The following is a 21,573-nucleotide window of genomic DNA, read 5'->3' on the forward strand; positions in this document are numbered from 1 at the left end:
ACCCGGGTCCAGGGGCTCGACACACCTCTCGACTCGATGCCTCGAGTAGGCCGCGTCTGACGTGGTCTTCACGGCTCCGGCGATCGCGCGCGGGGTCAGCGGTTGAGGTAGGCGAGGACGGCGAGGACCCGCCGGTTGTCATCGTCGGAGGGCTGCAGGCCGAGCCTGAGGAAAATGGACGCGGTGTGCTTGGCGACGGCCCGCTCGGTGATGACCATTTGCGCAGCGATCGCCGCGTTAGAGCGGCCTTCTGCCATCAGGGCGAGCACCTCGCGCTCGCGCGGGGTGAGTGCGGTGACGGCGCCATCGCCGGAGTTGTGTGCCAGCAGGCGGGCGATCACCTCCGGGTCCATCGCGGTACCGCCGCCGGCCACCCGGCGCACCGCGTCGACGAACTGGGCGCTGTCGACCACCCGGTCCTTGAGTAGGTAACCGATGCCGCCGGTGCCGCCGGCCAGCAATTCGCGGGCGTACAACTGCTCGACGTACTGCGACAGCACCAGCACCGGCAGCCCGGGCATCTGGCGCCGGGCTTCCAGCGCAGCCCGCAGTCCCTCGTCGGTGAAGGTCGGGGGCAGCCGGACATCCACGATGACTACGTCGGGCTTGTCCGCTGTCACGGCGGCAAGTAGATCCGGCCCGTTGTCGACGGCGGCAGCGACCTGCAGTCCGTGCGCCTCGAGCATCCGGGTCAGACCGTCCCTCAGGAGGAAGAGGTCTTCGGCGATGACAACGCGCACGGGATCTCCATGGTCGCCATGGTAGGCCCGCCTGGCGGGCTGCTGACGGCCAGAACGCCGTCGAACGCGGCAAGGCGCCGCTCGACGCGGCGGAGGCCGGTGCCGCGGGCGGGGTCGACACCGCCGCGGCCGTCGTCGGTGACGCCGATCCGCAGCATCCCGCCGGCATGGCTGATGTCGATCCACACCTGATCGGCCCCCGCGTGCTTGGACACGTTGGCCAGCAGCTCGCTGACCGCGAAATAGGCCGCCGATTCGACCGGTGCAGGAGGACGGCCGGGTAGCTCGCCGGCGAAATGGACCCGCAGCGGCATGTCCAGAGCCAGTCCGTGGACCGCGTCGGACAGGCCGCGGTCGGCCAGCATCGGCGGGTGGATGCCGCGGACCAGGTCACGCAGCTCGGCCAGCGCCTTGACGGAGGAATCCTTCGCCTCGGCGAGGAGTGCCTCGGCAGCCGCGGGGCTGGTGTGGAGCAGCTGCGAGGCTGCGTCCAGGGTCATTCCCATCGCCACCAGCCGGGCCTGCGCGCCGTCGTGCAGGTCCCGCTCGATCCGGCGCATCTCGGCCGCGCCGGTGTCGATGGCGTCGGACCGGGTCCGGGCCAGGTGCCGGACCCGTAGCGCCAGCTCGGCTTGGCGGGTCGGTCCCAGCATCGAGCGGGCGAACACGCCGTACGCGGGCAGCATTCGCAGGCCGGCCCACAGCCCGAGTGCGGTTATCGCCAGACCCAGTGGGATGGCCAGCCACGCGGTAAGGCTGCCGGGGTGAAGCGGGATGGCCAGCCAGTGGATGAGGCCCTCGGAGTGCGTCTCGGCCGGCAGAGCGGGACCTGGAGCGGACGGCGCCGCAGGGGCCGCAGGCGCTGGAAGATCCGGCGCCTGCGACCCGGTTGGGCCGAGCGCGACCATGGCCCCCAGCCCATAGAGCACCAGCCCGGCCGGCGCGGCGACCAGAACGCAGCCTCCGCATGCGTTCAGGGCCGTCCACGATTCCTATCTGGCCCGTCACTTCTCCCACGATGTAGACGATCCGCGGATCGACCGGATCAACCAGATGATGGTGATGATCACGATCACGTTGGTCGTTCTCGCGACCATCAACATGATCGCCATTACCTGGGCGACGAAGCTCGACGCCAGGCGTTCATCGGCACTGTCGCGCGCTCTCGGCGCGACCCCTGGACAGGTCAGCGCAGGACTGTCAGCGGCACAGCTGCTCCCCGCGCTGCCGGGTGCCGTCGTCGGCATCCCTGCGGGCATCTACCTGTGCGACATCTTCAGACACGGAGTTCTCACCGTCCCACCGCCAGGGTGGCTGCTCCTCGTGTTGCTCGGGACCCCGCTTGTGGTGGCAGGGCTCACCGCCGTCCCATCCCGCCTCGGCGCCCACCGCTCCGTGGCTGAGATCCTCCGATCCGAGCTCGCGTGAGCGTCAAGCCAGTGAACGTTCCGGCATCACTAGCAGAGCGCCAGGGCTGTATGGATCAGGTGCAGGTGGGTGAACGCCTGAGGGAAGTTGCCCAGATGGCGCCCCTGGACGGGGTCGTACTCCTCGGAGAGCAGGCCCACGTCGTTGGTGAGGGCCAGCAGCCGCTCGAACAGGACCATGGCTTCGTCCTTGCGGCCGACAAGGTTGAGCGCTTCGGCCAGCCAGAAGCTGCAGGGGAGGAAGGCACCTTCGGCTCCGGGCAGGCCGTCGATGTCGTTGCTTTCGGAGATCGGATAGCGCAGCACGAAGCAGTCGGTCATCAGCTCACGTTCGATCGCGTCGATCGTGCCGGTGACCCGGGGGTCCTCAGGGGGCAGGAAACCGACGATCGGGATGAGGAGCAGCGCCGCGTCGAGTTCGCGAGAGCCGTACGACTGGGTGAACGTGCCGCGCTCGCGGTCGAAGCCCCTGTCGCAGACCTCGGCGTGGATCCGGTCCCGCATGGCCCGCCAGCGCTTGAGGGGACCGGTGTGGCCGAGCTCTTCGATCGCCCGTACCTGCCGGTCTGCCGCCACCCACGCCATGACCTTGGAATGGACGAAGTGCCGCCGGGGGCCGCGTACCTCCCACAGGCCCTCGTCGGGCTGGGCCCAGCTGTGCTCCAGGAAGTCCATCAGCCGGCAGACGATGGTCCAGGCGTAGTCGTGAGGCGGCATCCCCAGCTTCCGGGCCCGGTAGAAGCAGTTGAGCACCTCGCCGTAGACGTCGAGCTGAAGCTGGCCGGCGGCGCCGTTGCCGATCCGCACCGGCCGGGAGCCTTCGTACCCGGGAAGCCAGTCGAGCGTCTGCTCCGGCAGGCGCCTTTCGCCTGCCACGCCATACATGATCTGGAGGTCCTCCGGACGGCCCGCGATGGCGCGGAGCAGCCAGTCAAGCCAGGCGCCGGCCTCGGTGACGTATCCGGATTCGGTCAGGGCGTCGAGCGTCATCGCGGCGTCGCGCAGCCAGCAATATCTGTAGTCCCAGTTACGCACCCCGCCGAGATGCTCGGGCAGCGACGTGGTGGGAGCCGCCACGATGCCGCCGGTCGGGCTGTAGGTGAGCGCCTTGAGCGTGATGAGGGAGCGGACCACGGCGGCGCGGTGGCGGCCCGGGAGCCAGCAGCGGGAGACCCACTCCTCCCAGAACAGGTTGGTCTCGGTGAGTTGCTCGCTGGGATCGATGCCGCGGGGTTCCGGCTGGTGTGAGGGGTGCCACGTGAACACGAACGACCGGCGTTGCCCTGCGGCGATCGTGAAGGTGCCGGTGTGCCGGTCGCCGCTGCCCTCCAGGTGGAGGGGAGTGGCGATCCAGACCGAGTCGGGCCCGCCGATGGCGTGGAGGCGGCCGTCGAAGCGGCGGGCCCAGGGGACGATCCTGCCGTAGTCGAACCGGATGCTGATCTCTGTGGTCATGTCCACCGTCCCGGACACGCCCTCCACGATCCGGACCAGGGAGGGGTTGACGTGCCGGGGAGGCATGAAGTCGATGACCTTGACGGTCCCCGTGGAGGTCTCCCAAATGGTCTCGAGGATCAGCGTGTCGTCGACGTACGCGCGCCGCGTGGCCATCTCATGCCCGGTGGGGGCCAGCCGCCAGAACCCGTTGGACTCGTCACCGAGGAGCTTGGCGAAGCATGCGGGGGAGTCGAACCGGGGAAGGCAGAGCCAGTCGATCGATCCGTCGCGACCGACGAGGGCGGCTGACTGCGTGTCCCCGATGAGGGCGTAGTCCTCGATCCGCATGTGGACCACGCTACTCGCCGGCCGTCGCCACCTATGGGGGAGCGGGCCAGGGCCCCGCAGCGGGGTCAGGGTTCCGCGTGCCGGTCGAGGCCGAGCGTGGCGATGAGGTCTTCGTGGAGCTCGAACCAGACGCGATGGCAGGAGTCCACGTCGGTGTGGTCGACCCAGGCGCCGTCCCCGGCTTGGGCGCGTGCCAGGGCTGTGGTGAATCTTGTGTCATATCCGCGGAACCGCGTGAGGACGCGGCCGAGCCGGTCTGCGAGCGGGGTGAGCGCCCGGTCGATGCAGGCGAGCTCATGCAGCACTCCGGCGTCCCAGGCGGGATCGGAGTGGTCGTTGACGGCGAGCCGATCGCCGGCGGTGGGCCGGAGTTGCCAGTCGGTGCAGGCTTGCAGCAGGAGGGCGTTCAGTGGGAGGAACCTGCGGTAGACGTCCCGGACCTCGTCGGCGGCGCCGACGCGTGTGAGCTCGGCCACGAGCAGGCGCTCGTTCTCGGTCCGGCCCGGTTCGGTCAACGACCAGCCTCCGGTGCCGGCGAAGGCGGTGTGCTCGACCCAGCCACGTGCCTCGGCGTCGCGCAGCACCTCTTTCGTCGTGTCCGCATCGAGTCCGTACCGGCGAGCGATCACCGGAGTGTCCGCGAACCCGGTGATGCGAACGGCGTGCAGGACCAGGAGGCTGCGCGAAGAGTCCCGCGTCACGAGCCGGCGTCCTGTCGTGCCGCCAGGCGGGTGTAGTGCTGCTGGCATGCCTGCGGGGAGTTGAACCCCATCACGTGCGCCATCTGCGCCCAGGTCAGACCTGCGCTCCGGGCGATGAACAGCAGGGCGGATTCGAGTCCTTCGACTTCGGCTCGTGCGGCGGGCAGGAGGGCGAGCGCGCTCAGGATGTCCTCCGGGTCCAGCTCGGCGTTGCGCCAGACGGCGAAATGCGCGAGGTCGACCGCCGACAGCGGGGCGGGTGAGGGACGCCACGGGCGGGCCTCGATCTCATCTGCGCCCACGCTCAGAAGACGTTCGCGCGCGTCCCGCTCACGCTGGGCCTGGACGTGGTCGGCGTGCACGCCGTGAGCCATGTCGTGCTTGCGATCCATGCGCTTCAGGATGCACAATCAACAAATTGTTGTCAATCTTCTGTTGAAGGGTGGAGCGGGTGATCGTACCCCTCATGGAGGCAGTCGCCGATACCTGCGGGGGCAAGGCCGGCGCACTCGGCGCGTTGCTCCGTGCGGGTCTGCCGGTTCCTGACGGCTTCGTCGTCCCGTTCGCCGCCTACCTCGCCGCTGTCCGCGACCTGGACCTCGGGCGGTTCGCCGGAGAGCCGGACGACGTCGACGCGGTGCGGCGGACGATCGAGGCCCGCCCGGTCCGCGCGGCCGTGATCGACGCGCTGGGACGCGCGCTCGACGAGATCGGCGACCCACCCGTGGCGGTGAGATCATCGGCAGCGAGGGAAGACACCGGTCAGGCGTCGGCGGCCGGTCAGCACGAGAGCTTCCTCGCCGTGCACGGAGTCGGTGCGGTCGCCGAGGCCGTGCGTGCCTGCTGGGCCTCGCTGTTCTCCCCGCGTGCCATCGCCTACCGGGCCGCCTCCGGCCGCGACGACCAACCGTCCGACGATCTCTTGATGGCCGTCATCGTCCAACGCCATCTGGACGCCGAGGTGTCCGGGGTCATGTTCACACCCGCGGACCCGGACGACGCGACCCGGATCGAGGCGTCCTGGGGCCTCGGCCCCAGCATCGTCGAGGGCAAGGTCACCCCCGACGCCTACCGCGTCGCCGAGGACGGGTCAGTCGCCCGCACCGTCGCAGACAAGCAGAAGCGCCTTGACCGGCGCGGCACGCGGCTCGTCATCCGCGACGTGCCCACCGCTGCCCGGAACCAGCCGACGGTCGACGACGCGACCGCCGCACAGCTGGCCAGGCTGGGCAAACAGATCGCTGCCGCACTCGGTGGACCGCAGGACATCGAGTGGGCGATCGCCGACGGCCGCATCTGGATTCTGCAGGCGCGGCCGGTCACCGCCGCACCCCCACCACCGACGTCGCATTCCGGCGCCTCCGACATCCCAGCCGCCACACTCACCGGAACGCCGGGCAGCCACGGGACCGTGACCGGCACCGCGAGGATCGTCCGTGGTCCCGGCGACTTCGCGCGCGTGCGCCCGGGCGACATCCTCGTCTGCCCCTTCACCGACCCTGCTTGGACGCCGCTGCTGCGCATCGCCGCCGGCGTCGTCACCGAAACCGGAGGCGTGCTCTCGCACGCCGCGATCGTCGCTCGAGAGCACGCCATCCCCGCCGTCCTCGGCATTCCGAACGCGACGAGCAGGCTCCGCGACGACACCGTAATCACCGTCGACGGCGCCACCGGCACCGTCACGGCGACGAACGCGTGACTGATCACTTCCGTCCCCGGGCGAAGCGTCCGCCGCCGAACCCACACGTACCGATCGGAAGGAGAGGGGAAACGGTCCGCACGGACCGCCCCTGACGACGCATGACAACTCGACGCCTCTACCTGGCACGCCACGGCGCGGCCGACGCGTTCGGGGAACTCACCGACATCGGGCGCCGGCAGGCAGGCCTGCTGGGCGAACGGCTCGCCGGCGTACCGGTCGACGCCGTGTGGCACTCTCCGCTCCCACGGGCCGTAGCAAGCGCGCACGAACTCGCCCGTCATCTACCGAACGTGCCCGTAACCGAGGCCGCCGAACTCGTCGACCACGTGCCTTACGTCCCCGGCCCGGCCGAGACACCCCCGTCCTGGGCCGGCTTCTTCGACGGTTACGACGACACCGAGGCGGCCTCGGGCCACAGGCTCGCCGAGGCCCTGATCGCCCGGTTCGCGAAGGTCCCCGACCCGACCACGCAAGGGACCCGGCCCGACACACACGAGGTCCTGGTCACGCACGCCTACCCGATCGCGTGGCTGGTGCGGCACGCACTGGACGCGCCGCCATCCCGGTGGCTCGGGTTGAACAGCGCCAACACGGCGCTGACGGTGATCGAGTACCGCGACGGGCTGCCGCCCACGATCGTGATGTTCAACGACATGAGCCACCTCCCGCCCGGCCTACGCTGGACCGGGTTCCCCGCAGGCATCCGGCCCTGAGGCGGCTCCTGCTGCCCGTACGGACTCATACCTGGGCCGGGGCGACGCCGCTCTGGCCCAGGCCGGCCGTGGTCAGCCGGTCAGGCGCCCGGCGACGCGACCGACTCCCGGAGGCGGATGGGCATCGGCACGCGATGCACTTCGCCCTCCCCGCCGTCGTCCTCACGGTCACGGCCGATCTCCGTGAACAGCACGTCGACGGCCTTGCGGCCGAGCTCGTAGTGGGGGAGGGCCACCGTCGTCAGCTGGGGACGCATCCACGAGGCGATGGGGTGGTCGTCGAAGGACACGACGGAGACGTCGGCGGGCACCTTGAGCCCGAAGTCGTCGAGTGCCTGGTAGGCGCCCAGGGCGAGCCGGTCGTTGAAGCAGATCAACGCCCGCGGACGCTCCTTCTGCAGCAGCGCCCGGGTCGCGGCGAGGCCGTACTCCGGTTGCCAGTCGGGGGTGACGTGGCCGCCCGCCGGTTTGACCCCCGCCTCGGCGAGCACCTCGCGAATGCCGATGAGCCGTTCGACGGCCGCGACACTTCCGCCCGGCGGGACGTTGCGCCGCCCGGGGCCGGCGCCGATCAGGTGGATGCCCTCGCGATGGCCGGCGTCGAGCAGAGCCCTCGCGGCGACGCGTCCGGCCTCGATCTCGTCGGGGATGACCGAGGGCAGCGGTGACGGCTGTTTGGGGAGCGCGTTGAGCAGGACGGCGGGGGCGACCGCCATGCCCTTCGGCACCCTGATGGTTCTCGTGTACATCGCGGCCAGGATGATCCCGTCCACCTGACGGTCGTGCATGGCCTGCAGCAGGAGCCGCTCGAGTTCGGCGTCTCCCTCCGTCTCACCGATGAACAGCATGAAGCCGCGCTCCCGCGCGGCCTCGAGTGCTCCTTTGATCATGTCGCCGGCGAGCCGCGACGTGGCGACCGTGTCCGAAACAAAGCCAATAGTCCGAGTTGTCCCAGTTCGCAGGCCTACGGATACGATGTTCGGCCGGTACTGCAACTCGGCCGCGGCCTTGAGGACGCGCTGCTCGACATCCTGAGAGATGCGCAACTCCCGGCCGCGTCCGGACAACGCGAGCGACGCGGTGGTCGGCGAGACGCCGGCGATCTTGGCGACATCCGCCAGCGTGACCCGTCGTGGGCTCACCGGATGACCTCCTGCGATGTGGGGGTTGACACCCCGCGACTCGTGTGATGAGACTATCGCACTGCTAATCCGATTTAGCAAACCTGAGTCCTGGGGCGTCCGGTGTGTGCCGGCGAGTCCCCGAGCAATCAAGGAGACGCAGATGTCGCGTCGAACTCGCTGGAACGGGGCCGCGCTCGCGGTCGTGATGGGGGGAACGCTGGCGGCGGGCTGCGGGGCGCCCGGCGGCGACGCCCCCCAGCCGGAGGCCACCGGCGCGTCCCTGGCGGCCGCGCCGACCTGCGGCACGGCGCCGGTCACGCTGAACGCCTATGTCGAGACCGGCTTCCCCCTGCCGAAGGAGCTCAGCACCGAGTTCTCCAAGCAGCACCCGAACGTGAAATGGAACATCCGCGAAGACCAGTTCGCGGTGATCACCCAGAACGCGCCGCGCGTCCTCGCCGACGATCCGCCGGACCTGATGCGGCTTCCCCAGGTGTCGGAGCTGGTGAAGAACAACCTGCTGAAGAACCTCGACGGCTACGCGAAGGCGTTCGGCTGGGACTCCTGGCCGGCCTCCCAGCTGGAACAGATGCGCATGGCCCCCGGCGGGAAGACCCGCGGTGAGGGCTCGCTGTACGCCATGGGGCTGAACTTCAGCATGACCGGCGTCTTCTACAACACGAAGCTCGCCGCCAAGATCGGCATGTCGTCCCCGCCGGCCACCCTCGCCGAACTCGACGACGCGCTCGCGAAGGCCAAGAGCGCGGGCATCACCCCGATCGCCCAGTTCAACGGCGGGGCCACCGGCGGTCTCGCCTTCCCCCTGCAGGACCTCATGGCCGCGTACGGTCCCGCAAAGCCGATCAACGACTGGATCTACCAGAAGCCGGGCGCCACGATCGACACCCCCTCCAACCTCCAGGCGACGCAGCACCTGGAGAAGTGGATCAAGGCCGGGTACTTCTGGAAGGACGTCAACGCCGTCGACTACGCGACGATGATGAGCCGCTTCATCAAGGGCGAGGGCCTGTTCATGTTCAACGGCGACTGGGAGTCGGGGAACCTCGACAAGCAGATGCCGGGTGACGTGGGCTTCTTCCTGATGCCGCCGGTGCAGCAGGGCGGCAAGCAGGCCGCGATGTCGGCGCCCCTCACCTACGGGATCAGCTCCAGGGCGAAGAACGCCGACTGCGCGGCGTTCTTCCTCAACTGGGTGGCGACCGACCCGAAGGCGCGTGAGATCGGCGTGAAGGTCGGCGGGTCGCACCCCATGGGCCCGGCGGACGCCCCCATGCCCGAGGTGGCGAAGGGCACGGTCACGGCGAGCACCTTGGAGGCGGGGGCGAAGATCGCCGAGGACAACGGCTCGATGGACTTCATCGCCAACGCCACCGGCGCGATCTACGCCAAGAGCTGGACGCCCCAGTTGCAGAAGCTGGTCGCCGGTCAGCAGAACCCCGCGGAGCTGCTGAAGTCGGTGCAGAGCGACTACACGAGCCAGGTCGGGGGGAGCTGAGCACCGATGACACGGCCGACTCCCGACAGCGCGGTCGATCCCCCTGCGACCCGCCCCGGGCCGGCAGCCGTGACGAGGAAGCGGAGCCCCGCCCGCGCGGCGGGGTTCCGCACGCCGAGTTGGGTCGGCTGGCTGTTCGTGGCTCCGGCGCTCATCGTCTACGCGGTCTTCGTCCTACGGCCGATAGCCCTCACCGTCCAGTACTCGCTGTACCGCTGGGACGGCATCGGCCCGTCCACCTGGGCCGGACTGGGCAACTACGCCAGGGTGTTCACCGACCCCGACCTGTTCGCCTCCATCCTCAACGCGATCAAGCTGATCGTCTTCTTCAGCGTGATCCCGGTCGTGCTGGGTCTGGCGATCGCTTCGACGATCCGCCGGATCGCCGCGAGCCGGCTCGCGCTGGTGGCGCGGACCGTCCTGTTCCTGCCGCAGGTCATCCCGCTCGTCGCCGCCGGCATCGCGTGGAGCTGGGTGCTGTCGTCGACCGGACTGGTCAACCAGCTGCTCGGGTACGTCGGCCTCGACGGCGTGGCACGCGCGTGGCTGGGCGACTTCTCCACGGCCCTGCCCGCGGTCGGCGTGATCGGGGCGTGGGTGCTGCTCGGCCTGTGCACGATCCTTCTGCTGTCCGGCATGAGCAAGATCGACCCGGCGCTGTACGAGGCCGCCCGGATGGACGGAGCGGGGCCGCTGCGCGAGTTCGTCTCGATCACCGTGCCCAGCCTGCGGCAGGAGATCGGCGTCTGCATCACGGTGACCGTGATCGCGGCTCTGGCCAGCTTCGACATCGTCTACGTCTCCACCCAGGGCGGACCGGGGAACGCGACCATGGTCCCCGGGCTGGAGATCTACTACCTGGCCTTCTCGGAGCGGCAGGTGGGCATGGCGTCCGCACTGGCCGTCGTGCTCATGGTGCTCGTCATCCTCGTCGCCCTTCCCATCCAGTGGCTCACCAAGGACAGGTCCTCATGATCGTCGGACGCCGGGAGACCTGGACCGCAAGGCTGCTGCTCGTCCTGCTGATGGCGGTCACGCTCATGCCGTTCGTCAGCCTGTTCGTCACCGCCCTGCACCCGTCCGGCAGCTACCCCTCGGGCCTGGAGTGGCCGCGCGATCCGCAGTGGGGCAACTTCGTCAAGGCGTTCCAGGCCGCGCGGATGATCGAGCTGGTGAAATCGAGCACGCTCATCGTGCTCGGCGTGGTTCCCGTCTCGCTGCTCCTCGGGACGCTGGCGGGTTTCGCCATCGGCCACCTGCGGATGGCGGGACGGAACCTGGTGTTCCTCGCGTTCGTGCTCGGGCTGACGCTGCCGTTCGAGGGCATCATCACGCCGCTGTACTACCAGGTGCGCGACATGGGGCTGCTGAACACCCGGTGGGCCATCATCCTGCCGCTCATCGGGCTGTTCATGCCGTTCGCGGTCTTCTGGATGCGGGCGCACTTCGTCAACATGCCCGACGAGCTGTCCGAGAGCGCGCGGATGGACGGCGCGAACGTGTGGCAGCTCTTCTGGCGCATCCACGTCCCGCTGGCCATGCCCGCGCTGTCGTCCCTGGCGATCCTGCTGTTCCTGTGGACCTGGAACCAGTTCCTCCTGGCGATCGTCCTCGTCGACGACCCGTTGAAGCGGACGATGTCCGGGGCCCTGGGCGCCTTCCAGGGGCAGTGGGGAACCGACATGCCACTGCTATGCGCGGGGTCGCTGCTGATCCTGACCCCCACGCTCGTGATCTTCCTCGTCTTCCAGCGCCGCTTCGTCACGGCTCTGCTCCAGGGCTCCCTGAAGGGATGACGCGCATGGACGGATTTCCTCCGTTCTACGGGGGGATCGAAGCGGGCGGGACGAAGTGGGTGTGCGCGGTCGCCGACGCCGGAGGGGGCGTTCTCGCGACCGAAGTGATCCCCACTAGTACGCCGGAGACGACCATCCGCGCCGCGGTGCGGTTCTTCGAGGCCCGTCGACCGCTCGCCGCGCTCGGCATCGGCACCTTCGGCCCGGTGGATGTGCGACCGGGTTCGCCGACGTACGGCCGCATCCTGGCCACGCCCAAGCCGGGCTGGGCGAACGTCGACGTCGTCTCCCCTTTGCGTGCCGCGCTGGACGTACCCGTCCGCCTGGACACGGACGTCAACGCCGCGGCGCTGGGGGAATGGCGGCGGGGAGCGGGCGCGGGGCTCGGCACGTTCGCGTACATGACCGTGGGCACCGGCGTCGGCGTGGGAGCGGTGGTGAACGACGGGCTCGTGCACGGACTCCTTCATCCCGAGTTCGGCCACATCCGCATCCCCCACGACCCGGCCAGGGACCCGTTCGCGGGGAGCTGCCCCTTCCACGGCGACTGCCTCGAAGGGCTCGCGTCGGGTGAGGCGATGCGCCGGCGATGGGGGCGTCCGGCCGAGCACCTGGACGATCCGTCGGCCTGGGAACTCGAGGCCGAGTACGTCGCCCTCGCCGTCATGAACCTGACCTACGCCCTGTCGCCCGAGCGGATCGTCGTCGGCGGGGGCGTCGCCAAGCACCCAGCGCTGCTTCCGGCCGTGCGGGCGCGGCTGCTCACCCTCGCCGCCGGCTACCCGGGGGCGCCGGTGCCCGCCGGCCCCGCGGCCATGGAGGAGTACGTCACCGGCCCCTCCCTCGGCGACCGCTCGGGGGTGGTCGGAGCCGTGGAACTCGCACGCGCGGCGCGGCCCGCGCCGAATTCACCCCGTTTTGGTGACGCTTTCTGTGACGCGCCGGGAAACGCCCCGCGCGACTGAGTTGGAGGTTCTTCGAATGGCTTCATGGGGGCGGCGAGACGGCACGCCCGGACCGGAGACCCGGTCCGGCGCGTACGAGGCGCTCACCGGCGGACGGCGACGTGACGGGGGGACCGCGTGAACGGCGAGCCCGCGCGCTGGACGCGGCGGCACCTCGCCGCGCCGGCCGGCGGTGCGGCGACGACGGCACCGGTCGTCGGCCTTCCGGCACCGCCGCGCGTGCTGCCCCACGACGACGTCTGGGATCTGTGGCCGATTCAGGAGGAGGACGGCTCGACGTCCGTGGTGCGGGGCCGCGAGTTGTGGATGGCGCTTTCCGCACCCGCCCTCGGCCACCCCGAGGAGCGTCACGACCGCGCCCGCCTCCGGCTGCTGGCCAGGGACGGCGACGGCTGGACCGACCTCGGCCACGCCTTCGCCGACGGAGCCTCGCCGGGCAGCCGCGAATGGTCGGGATCGGCGGTCCGCAGACCGGACGGGACGGTGTCGGTGTTCTACACGGCCGCGGGCCGGCGAGGGGAGGCCCGGCCGACGTTCGCCCAGACCGTCGTCGAGGCCCGCGCCCGGCTGGTGACCGATGACGGCCGGGTCCTGCTGGAACAGGCCGCCGAGCACCGGGAGGTCCTCCGCTCGGACGGCGTGACGTACCTGCCGGCCGACGAGATCGAGGGAGGGCCCGGGCGGATCAAGGCCTTCCGCGATCCCGGTTGGTTCCGCGATCCCGCCGACGGGCGCGATTACCTGCTCGTCGCCGCGTCCGTCGCGGCGTCCGCCGACGCGGACCACGCCTTCATGGGCGCGGTGGCCCTCGCCGCCGGGACACCGGGCGGCTGGTCGCTGCGGCCGCCTCTTCTCGTGGCCGACGGAGTCAACCACGAGATCGAACGGCCGCACATCGTGGTGCACCGGTCGTCGTACTACCTCTTCTTTTGCACGCATCGTCACTCGTTCCACCCGCCGGGAAGCGCGCCCACAGGGCTCTACGGCTTCGTCGCCCCCAGCCTCACCGGGCCGTACACGCCGCTCAACGGCTCGGGGCTCGTGCTGCGCAACCCCGCGGAGGAGCCCGACCAGGCGTACGCCTGGCTGGTCCTGCCCGACCTGAAGGTCGTGAGCTTCCTCAACTACCGCTCCATCGGAGGGCCGGATCCGTGGACGGCCGAGCCCGCCGAGGCGAGGGCCGCCTTCGGCGGGACGATCGCGCCCGTTCTCGAACTCACCCTGCACGAGGACGCCACCTCTGTGGTCGTTCCCGTGTCCACGGGAGCAGGGCGTTGAGCACGTCGCGCGGCGCGGCGGCGGGAGTGCTCGCGGCGTCCGCCGTCGCTGCCGCCGCGGCGCGTCGTCACCACACACTGTCTGCCGTCGCGCCGGAGCTGAGGACACCTGCGCTGTGGCTGCCGCGCCCGATCATCGGCAAGCTGAGCCTGACCCTCGCCCGGCGGCGCTCGCGCCGCACGACGGACCCGGTCGCGGGAGTGGCGGTCGCGCGGCACGACGTCCCCGGCGGACGGGACGCCTTCGTGTACGAGTCGCCGGGGCCCCGGCGCCCCGGCGGGGCGCTGCTGTGGGTCCACGGGGGCGGCACGATTCTCGGCCACCCCGAGAGCGACCACGAACTGTGCAGCCGCATCGCCCGCGACCTGGGGATCGTGGTGGTGAGCGCACGCTATCGGCTCGCTCCGGAGCACCCCTTCCCCGCCGGGTTCGACGACTGCTTCGCCGCGCTGCGCTGGCTGCACGACGCCGCCCCCGCGCTCGGCGTGGACGGTGCGCGCGTCGCGGTGGGCGGAGCGAGCGCCGGCGGCGGGCTGGCCGCCTCGGTCGTGCAGAAGGCGCACGACCAGGGGCTGCCGGTGGCGTTCCAGATGCTCCTCTACCCCATGCTGGACGACCGTACGGCACTGGTGCGCGACCATCGGGGACGCGGCAGGATCGGATGGACGCCGCGCTCCAACACCTATGCCTGGACCTGCTATCTCGGTCGCGGGCCGCGCGTCGCCGAACCCCGCCCTTATGCCGCGGCGAGTCGCCGGGAGGATCTCCGTGGCCTACCGCCCGCGTGGATCGGCGTCGGCGACCTCGACCTGTTCTACTCGGAGAACCTGCGCTACGCCGAACGGCTGAGAGCGGCCGGCGTGCCGGTCGACCTCGTCGTCGAGCCCGGCATGTACCACGGCGCCGACTTCGACCACCACGCGACCGTGCCCTCCATGCGCGCGTTCCGCCAAGGCATGCTCGACGCTCTGGCCGCAGGGCTCACGGTCGGCCCGGCGACCGAGCGGTCATGAGGGAGCAGCGGCATCAGTGCGTTCAGCCGGGCGCTCGGCAGCGCCGCGGCGAGTCGCCCAGAGATAGACCAGCGCGCCGATGAACAGCACGATCGAGGTCCACTGGTTGATCCGCAGCCCCAGGAGCGTCACCGCGTGGTCCACCCCGCCCACCGGGTCGATCCGCAGCCCTTCGATCCAGAACCGCCCGAACGTGTAGCCGGCGACGTAGAGGGCGAACAGGCGGCCGTGGCGCAGCGTGAATCGCCTGCCGGCCAGGATCAGACCGAAACCGAGCGCCGCGTCCCACAGCGACTCGTACAGGAACGTCGGGTGGTAGAGCACCCCTGGCTCGCCGCCGTGCGCCTGGTCGATCTCCAGGCCCCACGGCAACGTGGTCGGACTGCCGTACAGCTCCTGGTTGAACCAGTTGCCCCAGCGGGCGATCGCCTGCCCGAACGCGATGCCGGGCGCGACCGTGTCGGCCACGGCGGCCAGGGACAGCCCCCGGCGGCGGCAGGCGAGCCACACGCCCACGCCTCCCAGGGCGACCGCGCCCCAGATGCTGAGCCCGCCTTCCCAGATGAACAGCGCACGGTAGGGCTCCTTGACCGCGCGCGGGCCGAAGTAGGTCTGCCAGTCGGTGATGACGTGGTAGAGGCGAGCACCGATCAGGCCGAAGATCACCCCGGGGACCGCGATGTCGCTGATCGCGCCCTTCTCGCCGCCGTGGGCGCGCCAGCGGCGCTCGCTGAGCCAGGTGCCGAAGACGATCGCGACGATGAAGCACAATGCGTAGGCCCGGATCGGGATGAATCCGAGATACCAGACCCCTTGGGAAGGGCTGGGCACCGAGGCAAGGGGCATGCCGGTGAGGCTAGTCAAGGTGAGGCCACTTGGCCGCCTTCGTGACCCGATCGCAAAGTGGCAGGGGGCGGAGCCCCCTGCGGCTCTTTCCTCTGATGCCTGGCGAAGCTGGACCGCGGTAAGGGACGGTTTGCCTCGGTTGCGGGTCTTGTCGCCGGAGAGGGGCCGGGGGTGGCGCCCGGTCGGGCGCCACCCCCGGTCATCCTTGCCGATCAGGCGACGGTGCAGGGGCTTCCGTTGAGGGTGAACGCGGTGGGCTTGGCGGCGTTGCCGGTGTGGGTGGCCTGGAAGCCGATATCAGTGGAGGCTCCAGGGGCCAGCGAGCCGTTGTAGCTGACGTTCTTCGCGGTGACCTGTCCGCTGGTGGGGGAGTAGGTGGCGTTCCATCCGTTGGTGATGGTCTGTCCGCTGGGGAGGGTGAAGACCAGCGACCAGCCGTTGACGGCCGAGGAGCCGGTGTTGGTGATGGTGAAGTTCTCGGTCAGGCCGTTGTTCCAGGCGTTCACGGTGGCGCTGACGCGGCAGGCGCCCGATCCGGCGCTGGGCGACGCCGACGGGGACGCCGACGGGGACGCCGACGGGGACGCCGACGGGGACGCCGACGGGGACGAGGAGGGCGACGACGACGGGGAGGGAGAAGGAGACGGAGACGTCGTCGGACCGGACTGGAACTGTGTGAAGAACTTCCACACCTCTCCCGAGGTCCAGGTCCTGGCGCCGCTGGTCGAGGTGGACCCGTCGTTCGGGGAGGGGGTGTGGTCCCCGTCGAACGCGGCCCAGACGACCGGGTATCCGGCCCGGCACCCCGAGTAGGCGGTGATGATGTGCGTCAGGCTGCCCTGCGCGGGCTCTCGCGGGGTCATGGGGGTGCAGCCGTTGTTCGTGACGAACCTGTCACGCAGCGACCGTCCGTTGGAGATGTTGAGCACCGAGTCGTGGATGCCGTGAATTCCCATGTACGCGACGGGCTGAGTGCCGCCGTTGCACCCGCTGAGCTGCGCGCCGGAGTAGACCGCGACCGCACGGAAGATCGTCGGACGGGCACACGCGACCGCGAAGCTCATCGCGCCGCCGTAGCTCCATCCCATGGCGAAGCGCTGCGTCGTGTCGACACAGAGATCGCCCTCGACCAGCCTCAGCACGTCGTCGGTGAAGGTCAGGTCTTCACCGTTGGTGTTGCCCCAGCCGTTGTTGATGCCCTGGGGCGCGATGAAGATCGTGCTGTTGTTCGAGAGCTGCTTGAGCCCGTAGTAGGCCCAGACGGCTCCGTCCGATCCGCCCGAGTCGACGATCTGGGCGGTGCCGTTCAACCAGTGGTACGCGAAGATCAACCGGTAGGGGTGGCTGTTGTCGTAGTTGTCGGGAATCCTCAGGATCCAGCTGCGACTCTTGCCGCTGGTCGTGATCGTCTGTGAACCGCTTCTCAGCGTCGGGGCCTTGCCGCATCCGGCGGTCGCCGCTGCGACGGCGCTGGCCGAGGACGGCGTGGTTGCACCGAGGCTGTCGCTCAGTGCCATGCGTCCCGTGGTCAGGACGAGAAGCGCGGCGGCCGCGATAGCGGTAAAGATGGATCTCTGTCTCAACTTAAACGCAACTCCCTTTGCCGTTCGAAAATCGACATACGTCGATAGGGAAGCAAGTGGTTTTTCCTTTATCCGGTGGGGCGTCCGCGGCCGGCATGTCATGCCGGCCGAGCGGCCTCCCCGGACGGATTCGAACGCTAAGTGAGCCCACCGTCAGTCGACCCGGAGGAGCGCGGCGGCCGACCATCGTCGGCGTGCGCGTGCTCGCCCTTTTCCCTGCCGTGAAAAGCAAGGTGAGTTCAGAGGTCCGTCAGCGTTGGCACGGCGCCGGCCGCCTTCTCTCCTCGGCGGTTCTGATGGAGAACGTGTCTGATGGAGAACGTGGCGGGATCTCGACAAGCGCCTTCTGATCTGGTGAACACCAGACAGAAGGCGGCTTGTGCCGGGCTCTGCCGATTCCAGCAAATTCCGCCTGGCATTGAGCCGACGATATGTTAGCGCTAACAGCGACGGGGGCGACCAAGTGCTCCTCTCTGCCGGGCGACTGGAGGTGGTGGTGAGGCGGAGCAAATATGAAGTCATGAGATCTGTCAAGGATCTTGCGATCTCATCGAGAGTCCCTCGCCTCTAACCGTCCATTCCTTCGGTTCTGAACAGGGAAGAAGCCGCCGCTGCCATTGGCGCGGCGATGAAAATTACATGGTCGATGACTTCGCACCGCCGGCGACGAGACCGCCCGTTTCGCCGCCTGCGCCCGGACGGACGGTGGCGACAGATGGACGAGATCGCCGAGCGTGCCGGTTTGGGCGTCGGCACCCTCTACCGGCACTTCGCCGACAAGCAAGCGCCACTCGCGGCGATCACCGGCCAACGCATCGTGCAGCGCGCGGTCGACGCCGGTCGCCTTCGTGAAGACTTCCACGCCGATGACTTCGTCCTCATCACCCGTGGCGCCATGGCGAACATGACCGGTGCCGGTGGCCGGCGTAGGCACGTCACGCTTCTGCTTGAAGGCGTCCGCGGCCCCGAACGCTGACCCGATGCCGAGCCTTCGGATCACCCAAGGGTGCGGCACCGGAGAAGTCCCGTAGCCGTTCGACCTGAGCTACGGGAGGACCCGGGGCGGCGCGGGGGCGGCCACGCGCCGCGACCGGGTGGAGACGGCCTGGGGAAAGAGCGCGGGCGTCTGCCGGGGCGATAACGGTGTCGTCAGCGGGCGAACTTCTCGATGGCCGCCGGGCTGACAGGGGTGAAGAAGTTGACGAGGTTGCCGTCGGGGTCACGCAACAGGAGCGACCGGTTGCCCCAAGGCATCGTGGTGGGCTCTTTGACGAAGTCCTCGACGAAGCCGGACAGGTTCTGATGCACGCCGTCCACGTCGTCGACGAGGAACTCGATGATCACGCTGCGGTTGCCGGCCGGCCGGGCGGCGCCGGGGGCGAAGAGCGTGACGGTGCGGGTGCTGCCGATCGCGAGGGTGGCGGAGGCCGTCCTGAGCTCGGCGAAGTCCTCGCCGAACCGACTGGCCTCCACTCCCGTGGCTCGCTCGTAGAAGTCCACGAGGCGCGCCACGTCGTCCGTGATGATGCGGATCGATACGAAGTCCATGGTGATCTCCCTGGTTCGTCGGGTCGTTCTCCGATGGCACACTAGGGCGGATACCGGACAGAAACGGCCCAGTATTTTCACTAGGTTGTGTGACGTGGCTCGACCTACTCATCGCGTTCTCACGCTGTTGGAGCTGCTGCAGTCGGGTGGCATTCGGACGATGGCCGAGCTCGCCGACCGGCTCGGCGTCGACGAGCGCACCGTGCGGCGGTACGTGGACCACCTGGTCGACCTCGACGTGCCCGTCGAGTCGGTGCGCGGCCGCTACGGCGGGTATCGGCTCGCCCCCGGATATCGCATGCCTCCGCTCATGCTGAGCGACGACGAAGCGCTCGCCGTGCTGCTCGGCCTGGTCGCCGGCCGCCGGTCAGGATTGACGACGACGACGGACACGGCGAGTGAGACGGCGGCGGCCAAGATCCGGCGGGTCCTGCCCGAGCGGCTCGCCCACAGGCTCGACACCGTGCTCGAATCCCTCGCCTTCACGGCTCCGCCCGGCGAGTTCGCCGCCCCGGACACCGCGGTCCTGCTCTCCGTCGCCGATGCGGTGCGCCATCGCCGGCCGATCTCGATCAGGTACGCCGCCGCCGACGGCCGGCGCAGCGAACGCACGCTGCATCCGTACGGGCTCGTCGCCCATTCGGGCCGGTGGTATGTCACGGGCGCGGATCCCGCGATCGGCGAGGATCGAACCTTCCGGCTGGATCGCATCGCGGACGCGAGGATCCTGCCCGGTTCGTTCGAGCCGCCCGCCGGGCTCGATCCGGCGCAGCACGTCCTGTCAGGGTTCGCCAAGGCTCGCTATCGGCACGAAGTGGTCCTGCGGATCCAGGGGACGGTCGAGCAGATCCGCGTCCGGCTTCCCGCCGGCGTCGCGACCGTGGAGGAGTCCCCGTCCGAGGAAGGCGCGGATCCCGAGACCGAGGGCTGGCTCCGCGTCGAGTTGCGAGCGGAGCGGCTCGACTGGTTGCCTCCGGTGCTCGCGTCGCTCGACCGGCCGTTCGTCATCGAGCGACCGGACGAGCTCCGCGGCCTTGTCGCCGCGCTCGCGGACCGGCTCGCGGCCTCCGCCCGCAGGGTCCCGCCCGCGCCGGGCACAGTCGGCCGGCGCGTGAGTTGGGAGGACGCGTAGTCTCCGGCTCCTGGTCGGCCCTCGGCGGAGATGCCCCGGGCGGCGGCACGCCTCGGGGCATCTCCGGCGAGGATGTCTCCGCGGCCCAGGGTCAGACGCCGGGGCGTACGGCGGCGAGGAAGCTGCTCCTCCAGTAACCGTTGAGCTTGTCGACGCTGACCACCGCGCCGCTGTGGGGAGCGCTGATCACCTTCTTGTGCCCTATGTACATGCCCACGTGGCCGCCGCCACTGGTGAAGATGAGGTCGCCGGGCTTGAGATGCGCCAGGGAGACCCTCTTCTTGACGGCGTCGAGCATCGACCACGTCGTGCGCGGGAGCTTGACGCCGGCCTTGCGCCAGGCGAACTGGACCAGCCCGGAGCAGTCGAACGCCCGTGGGCCCGTGGCGCCCCATATGTACGGATCGCCGAGGTGCTTCTTCGCCACCTTGATGGCGTGATCGGCCTTCTCCTGCTGGCGGGCCGACTTGGTGAGCTTCGTGTTCGCGGAGTCATTCGCCGTGGACGCCGTGGACGCCGTGGGAGCCTCGCCGTTGTACGGGGTGGTCACCGTAGCGGGGGGCTCGGGTGGGATGACCGTCGAAGCCGAGGGCGGGGCCGTCGCCGACGCGGCGGCCGCGGGGAGTGCGCTCAATGCTCCTGTGGAGGCGGCGAGCGCTGCGCTACCGAAAGTGACGCAGGCAATGCGGAGCAGAGTGGTGGAGTTGGTAAACAGGGGATCTCTCCCTAGGGTCTTCCGCTTGCGCCTACCGGGTTAGCTGACGGATTCGGGCAGGGAAGTCGCCCTACGGCGCTGGCGCGCCGATTCACCCCAGACCTTCGTCGAAGGTCGATTGGTTCCCCGGCTCCGAGCCTCCTTGCTGCACGGATTCGGCATCACCGGCGCCCAGGGGGGCGGAGAGGACGTGGCGACGGTGACAGTGGATGGTCGTCTCGAACACGGCCGGGCCGGGTTCGTAACGACGGCGTCACGTGGACCCCGTCGTAGGGCAAGGAAACTACCAAGTTGCCCCACATCGCCGCAAAGGGCACCAAAAGGGTAAGGATCACGTAAAAAGGATCAAAAGCACAAAACCGCAGGTCACGGTGGTTATGGGAGGGAGGATGTGGCGCTCGTCACACTCGTCAAGCGTCACCGGGTCACCGGGCGCGCGCATGTAGACCGCGAACGGCTCGCAGGGATGACCTGCGCCGACCGGGCGGCGAGGAGGCGCTGGTCGTCTAGATGATTGATTCCAAGGGCTGAGGTTCGCGAACTGCCTGCGGACATGAAGCGAGGGTGTCCAAGATCGATTTGTGACGAAAGACCTAGACACCCTCGCCACCGCACTGTACGTGAAGATCGACGACTACCTGATCGCTTTCCCGGACCTGGCTCCCGGACGTCCCCCGATCGGCATCCAGCCTGCCCTCAGCGACGCCGAACTGGTCACGATGGCCGTCTTATCAGCGCTGCTCGGCTTCACCTCCGAACGCCGGTGGCTGCGCTACGCCCGTGAGCACCTGCTCGCCATGTTCCCGTACCAGCCCACCCAGTCCGGCTACAACAAACGGCTACGGGCCGCAGCGACCCTCATCACCCACCTGATCGGGATCCTCGGCCGCGATACCTCACTATGGAGCGACGACGTGTGGGTGGTCGACTCCACCCCGGTCGAATGCGGCCGCTCCCGCCAGACCACCCAACGCAGCGACCTGGCCGGC

Annotated in this window: 21 protein-coding genes, 1 pseudogene and 1 riboswitch; of the genes and pseudogenes, 12 read left to right on the forward strand and 10 right to left on the reverse strand. The window is 69.6% G+C overall.

The window, feature by feature from the left end:
* Positions 1-95 precede the first annotated feature (95 nt).
* Both QSK36_RS14175 and QSK36_RS14180 read right to left on the reverse strand, forming a co-directional pair.
* Positions 96-740 carry a response regulator gene (locus QSK36_RS14175; protein ID WP_183544719.1) on the reverse strand — a complete coding sequence of 215 codons (645 nt, stop codon included), beginning with the start codon at positions 738-740 and terminating at the stop codon, positions 96-98.
* On the reverse strand, positions 704-1,648 hold the full coding sequence (locus tag QSK36_RS14180; protein ID WP_285782711.1) for a sensor histidine kinase: 945 nt from the start codon (positions 1,646-1,648) through the stop codon (positions 704-706). The genes QSK36_RS14175 and QSK36_RS14180 overlap by 37 nt, the downstream gene beginning before the upstream one ends.
* A gap of 154 nt (positions 1,649-1,802) precedes the next feature.
* Between QSK36_RS14180 and QSK36_RS14185 the strand changes: the two genes are divergently transcribed.
* A complete protein-coding gene (locus tag QSK36_RS14185; RefSeq protein ID WP_183544723.1) occupies positions 1,803-2,168 on the forward strand; it encodes an FtsX-like permease family protein in 366 nt (121 codons plus the stop codon).
* Between the two features lie 29 nt (positions 2,169-2,197).
* Here QSK36_RS14185 and QSK36_RS14190 read toward each other — a convergent pair whose 3' ends face one another.
* The 3 genes from QSK36_RS14190 to QSK36_RS14200 all read right to left on the reverse strand — a co-directional run bounded on the left by QSK36_RS14190 (position 2,198) and on the right by QSK36_RS14200 (position 5,045).
* Entirely contained in the window at positions 2,198-3,952 is a 1,755-nt protein-coding gene (locus tag QSK36_RS14190) for a glycoside hydrolase family 15 protein (protein WP_285782712.1), read from the reverse strand.
* Positions 3,953-4,017: 65 nt separating this feature from the next.
* A complete protein-coding gene (locus QSK36_RS14195) occupies positions 4,018-4,653 on the reverse strand; it encodes a transcriptional regulator (protein WP_285782713.1) in 636 nt (211 codons plus the stop codon).
* Positions 4,650-5,045, reverse strand: coding sequence for a DNA-binding protein (locus QSK36_RS14200; protein ID WP_285782714.1), 396 nt, complete (start codon positions 5,043-5,045; stop codon positions 4,650-4,652). Before QSK36_RS14200 ends, QSK36_RS14195 begins: the two co-directional genes overlap by 4 nt.
* A gap of 74 nt (positions 5,046-5,119) precedes the next feature.
* On the opposite strand from QSK36_RS14200, the gene QSK36_RS14205 reads away from it, so the two are divergent.
* Positions 5,120-6,352 carry a PEP/pyruvate-binding domain-containing protein gene (locus QSK36_RS14205; RefSeq protein WP_285782715.1) on the forward strand — a complete coding sequence of 411 codons (1,233 nt, stop codon included), beginning with the start codon at positions 5,120-5,122 and terminating at the stop codon, positions 6,350-6,352.
* A 101-nt stretch (positions 6,353-6,453) separates the two neighbouring features.
* Positions 6,454-7,068, forward strand: a complete 615-nt coding sequence (locus QSK36_RS14210; protein ID WP_183544733.1) for a histidine phosphatase family protein — start codon at positions 6,454-6,456, stop codon at positions 7,066-7,068.
* Positions 7,069-7,148: 80 nt separating this feature from the next.
* On the opposite strand, the gene QSK36_RS14215 is transcribed toward QSK36_RS14210, so the two are convergent.
* Positions 7,149-8,210: a LacI family DNA-binding transcriptional regulator gene (locus tag QSK36_RS14215; protein WP_183544735.1), complete on the reverse strand. Its 1,062-nt coding sequence runs from the start codon at positions 8,208-8,210 to the stop codon at positions 7,149-7,151.
* Between the two features lie 142 nt (positions 8,211-8,352).
* Here QSK36_RS14215 and QSK36_RS14220 point away from each other — a divergent pair, with 142 nt between their 5' ends.
* The 6 genes from QSK36_RS14220 (at position 8,353) to QSK36_RS14245 (ending at position 14,760) form a co-directional block, all read left to right on the forward strand.
* Positions 8,353-9,708 carry an ABC transporter substrate-binding protein gene (locus tag QSK36_RS14220; protein WP_183544743.1) on the forward strand — a complete coding sequence of 452 codons (1,356 nt, stop codon included), beginning with the start codon at positions 8,353-8,355 and terminating at the stop codon, positions 9,706-9,708.
* Positions 9,709-9,714: 6 nt separating this feature from the next.
* A complete protein-coding gene (locus QSK36_RS14225) occupies positions 9,715-10,683 on the forward strand; it encodes a carbohydrate ABC transporter permease (RefSeq protein ID WP_285782716.1) in 969 nt (322 codons plus the stop codon).
* Positions 10,680-11,504, forward strand: a complete 825-nt coding sequence (locus QSK36_RS14230; protein ID WP_183544747.1) for a carbohydrate ABC transporter permease — start codon at positions 10,680-10,682, stop codon at positions 11,502-11,504. The genes QSK36_RS14225 and QSK36_RS14230 overlap by 4 nt, the downstream gene beginning before the upstream one ends.
* A gap of 5 nt (positions 11,505-11,509) precedes the next feature.
* Positions 11,510-12,469: an ROK family protein gene (locus tag QSK36_RS14235; RefSeq protein ID WP_285782717.1), complete on the forward strand. Its 960-nt coding sequence runs from the start codon at positions 11,510-11,512 to the stop codon at positions 12,467-12,469.
* Between the two features lie 117 nt (positions 12,470-12,586).
* A complete protein-coding gene (locus QSK36_RS14240; RefSeq protein WP_285782718.1) occupies positions 12,587-13,747 on the forward strand; it encodes a glycoside hydrolase family 68 protein in 1,161 nt (386 codons plus the stop codon).
* Positions 13,744-14,760 (forward strand): alpha/beta hydrolase, encoded by a 1,017-nt coding sequence (locus QSK36_RS14245; protein ID WP_285782719.1) that lies wholly within the window; start codon positions 13,744-13,746, stop codon positions 14,758-14,760. Before QSK36_RS14240 ends, QSK36_RS14245 begins: the two co-directional genes overlap by 4 nt.
* Here QSK36_RS14245 and lgt read toward each other — a convergent pair.
* A complete protein-coding gene (lgt, locus tag QSK36_RS14250; protein ID WP_285782720.1) occupies positions 14,755-15,606 on the reverse strand; it encodes a prolipoprotein diacylglyceryl transferase in 852 nt (283 codons plus the stop codon). The genes QSK36_RS14245 and lgt overlap by 6 nt on opposite strands.
* Positions 15,607-15,818: 212 nt before the next feature.
* Complete coding sequence (locus QSK36_RS14255) at positions 15,819-17,123, reverse strand: CE1 family esterase (RefSeq protein WP_285782721.1); 1,305 nt, start codon at positions 17,121-17,123, stop codon at positions 15,819-15,821.
* Between the two features lie 781 nt (positions 17,124-17,904).
* On the opposite strand from QSK36_RS14255, the gene QSK36_RS14260 reads away from it, so the two are divergent.
* Entirely contained in the window at positions 17,905-18,165 is a 261-nt protein-coding gene (locus QSK36_RS14260; RefSeq protein WP_285782722.1) for a helix-turn-helix domain-containing protein, read from the forward strand.
* Positions 18,166-18,338: 173 nt separating this feature from the next.
* On the opposite strand, the gene QSK36_RS14265 is transcribed toward QSK36_RS14260, so the two are convergent.
* The gene (locus QSK36_RS14265) at positions 18,339-18,737 is read right to left on the reverse strand and encodes a VOC family protein (RefSeq protein WP_183544761.1); all 399 of its coding nucleotides are present in this window, start codon (positions 18,735-18,737) and stop codon (positions 18,339-18,341) included.
* A gap of 94 nt (positions 18,738-18,831) precedes the next feature.
* Between QSK36_RS14265 and QSK36_RS14270 the strand changes: the two genes are divergently transcribed.
* Entirely contained in the window at positions 18,832-19,869 is a 1,038-nt protein-coding gene (locus tag QSK36_RS14270) for a helix-turn-helix transcriptional regulator (protein ID WP_183544764.1), read from the forward strand.
* A gap of 91 nt (positions 19,870-19,960) precedes the next feature.
* On the opposite strand, the gene QSK36_RS14275 is transcribed toward QSK36_RS14270, so the two are convergent.
* Entirely contained in the window at positions 19,961-20,503 is a 543-nt protein-coding gene (locus tag QSK36_RS14275; RefSeq protein WP_221264620.1) for a C40 family peptidase, read from the reverse strand.
* 94 nt (positions 20,504-20,597) lie between these two features.
* Positions 20,598-20,755: riboswitch (cyclic di-AMP (ydaO/yuaA leader) on the reverse strand.
* Between the two features lie 410 nt (positions 20,756-21,165).
* Between QSK36_RS14275 and QSK36_RS14280 the strand changes: the two are divergent.
* A pseudogene (locus QSK36_RS14280) lies at positions 21,166-21,573 on the forward strand (IS982 family transposase); the annotation flags it as partial.

The sequence above is a fragment of the Microbispora sp. NBRC 16548 genome, from assembly GCF_030268985.1.
GTDB lineage: Bacteria > Actinomycetota > Actinomycetes > Streptosporangiales > Streptosporangiaceae > Microbispora > Microbispora catharanthi.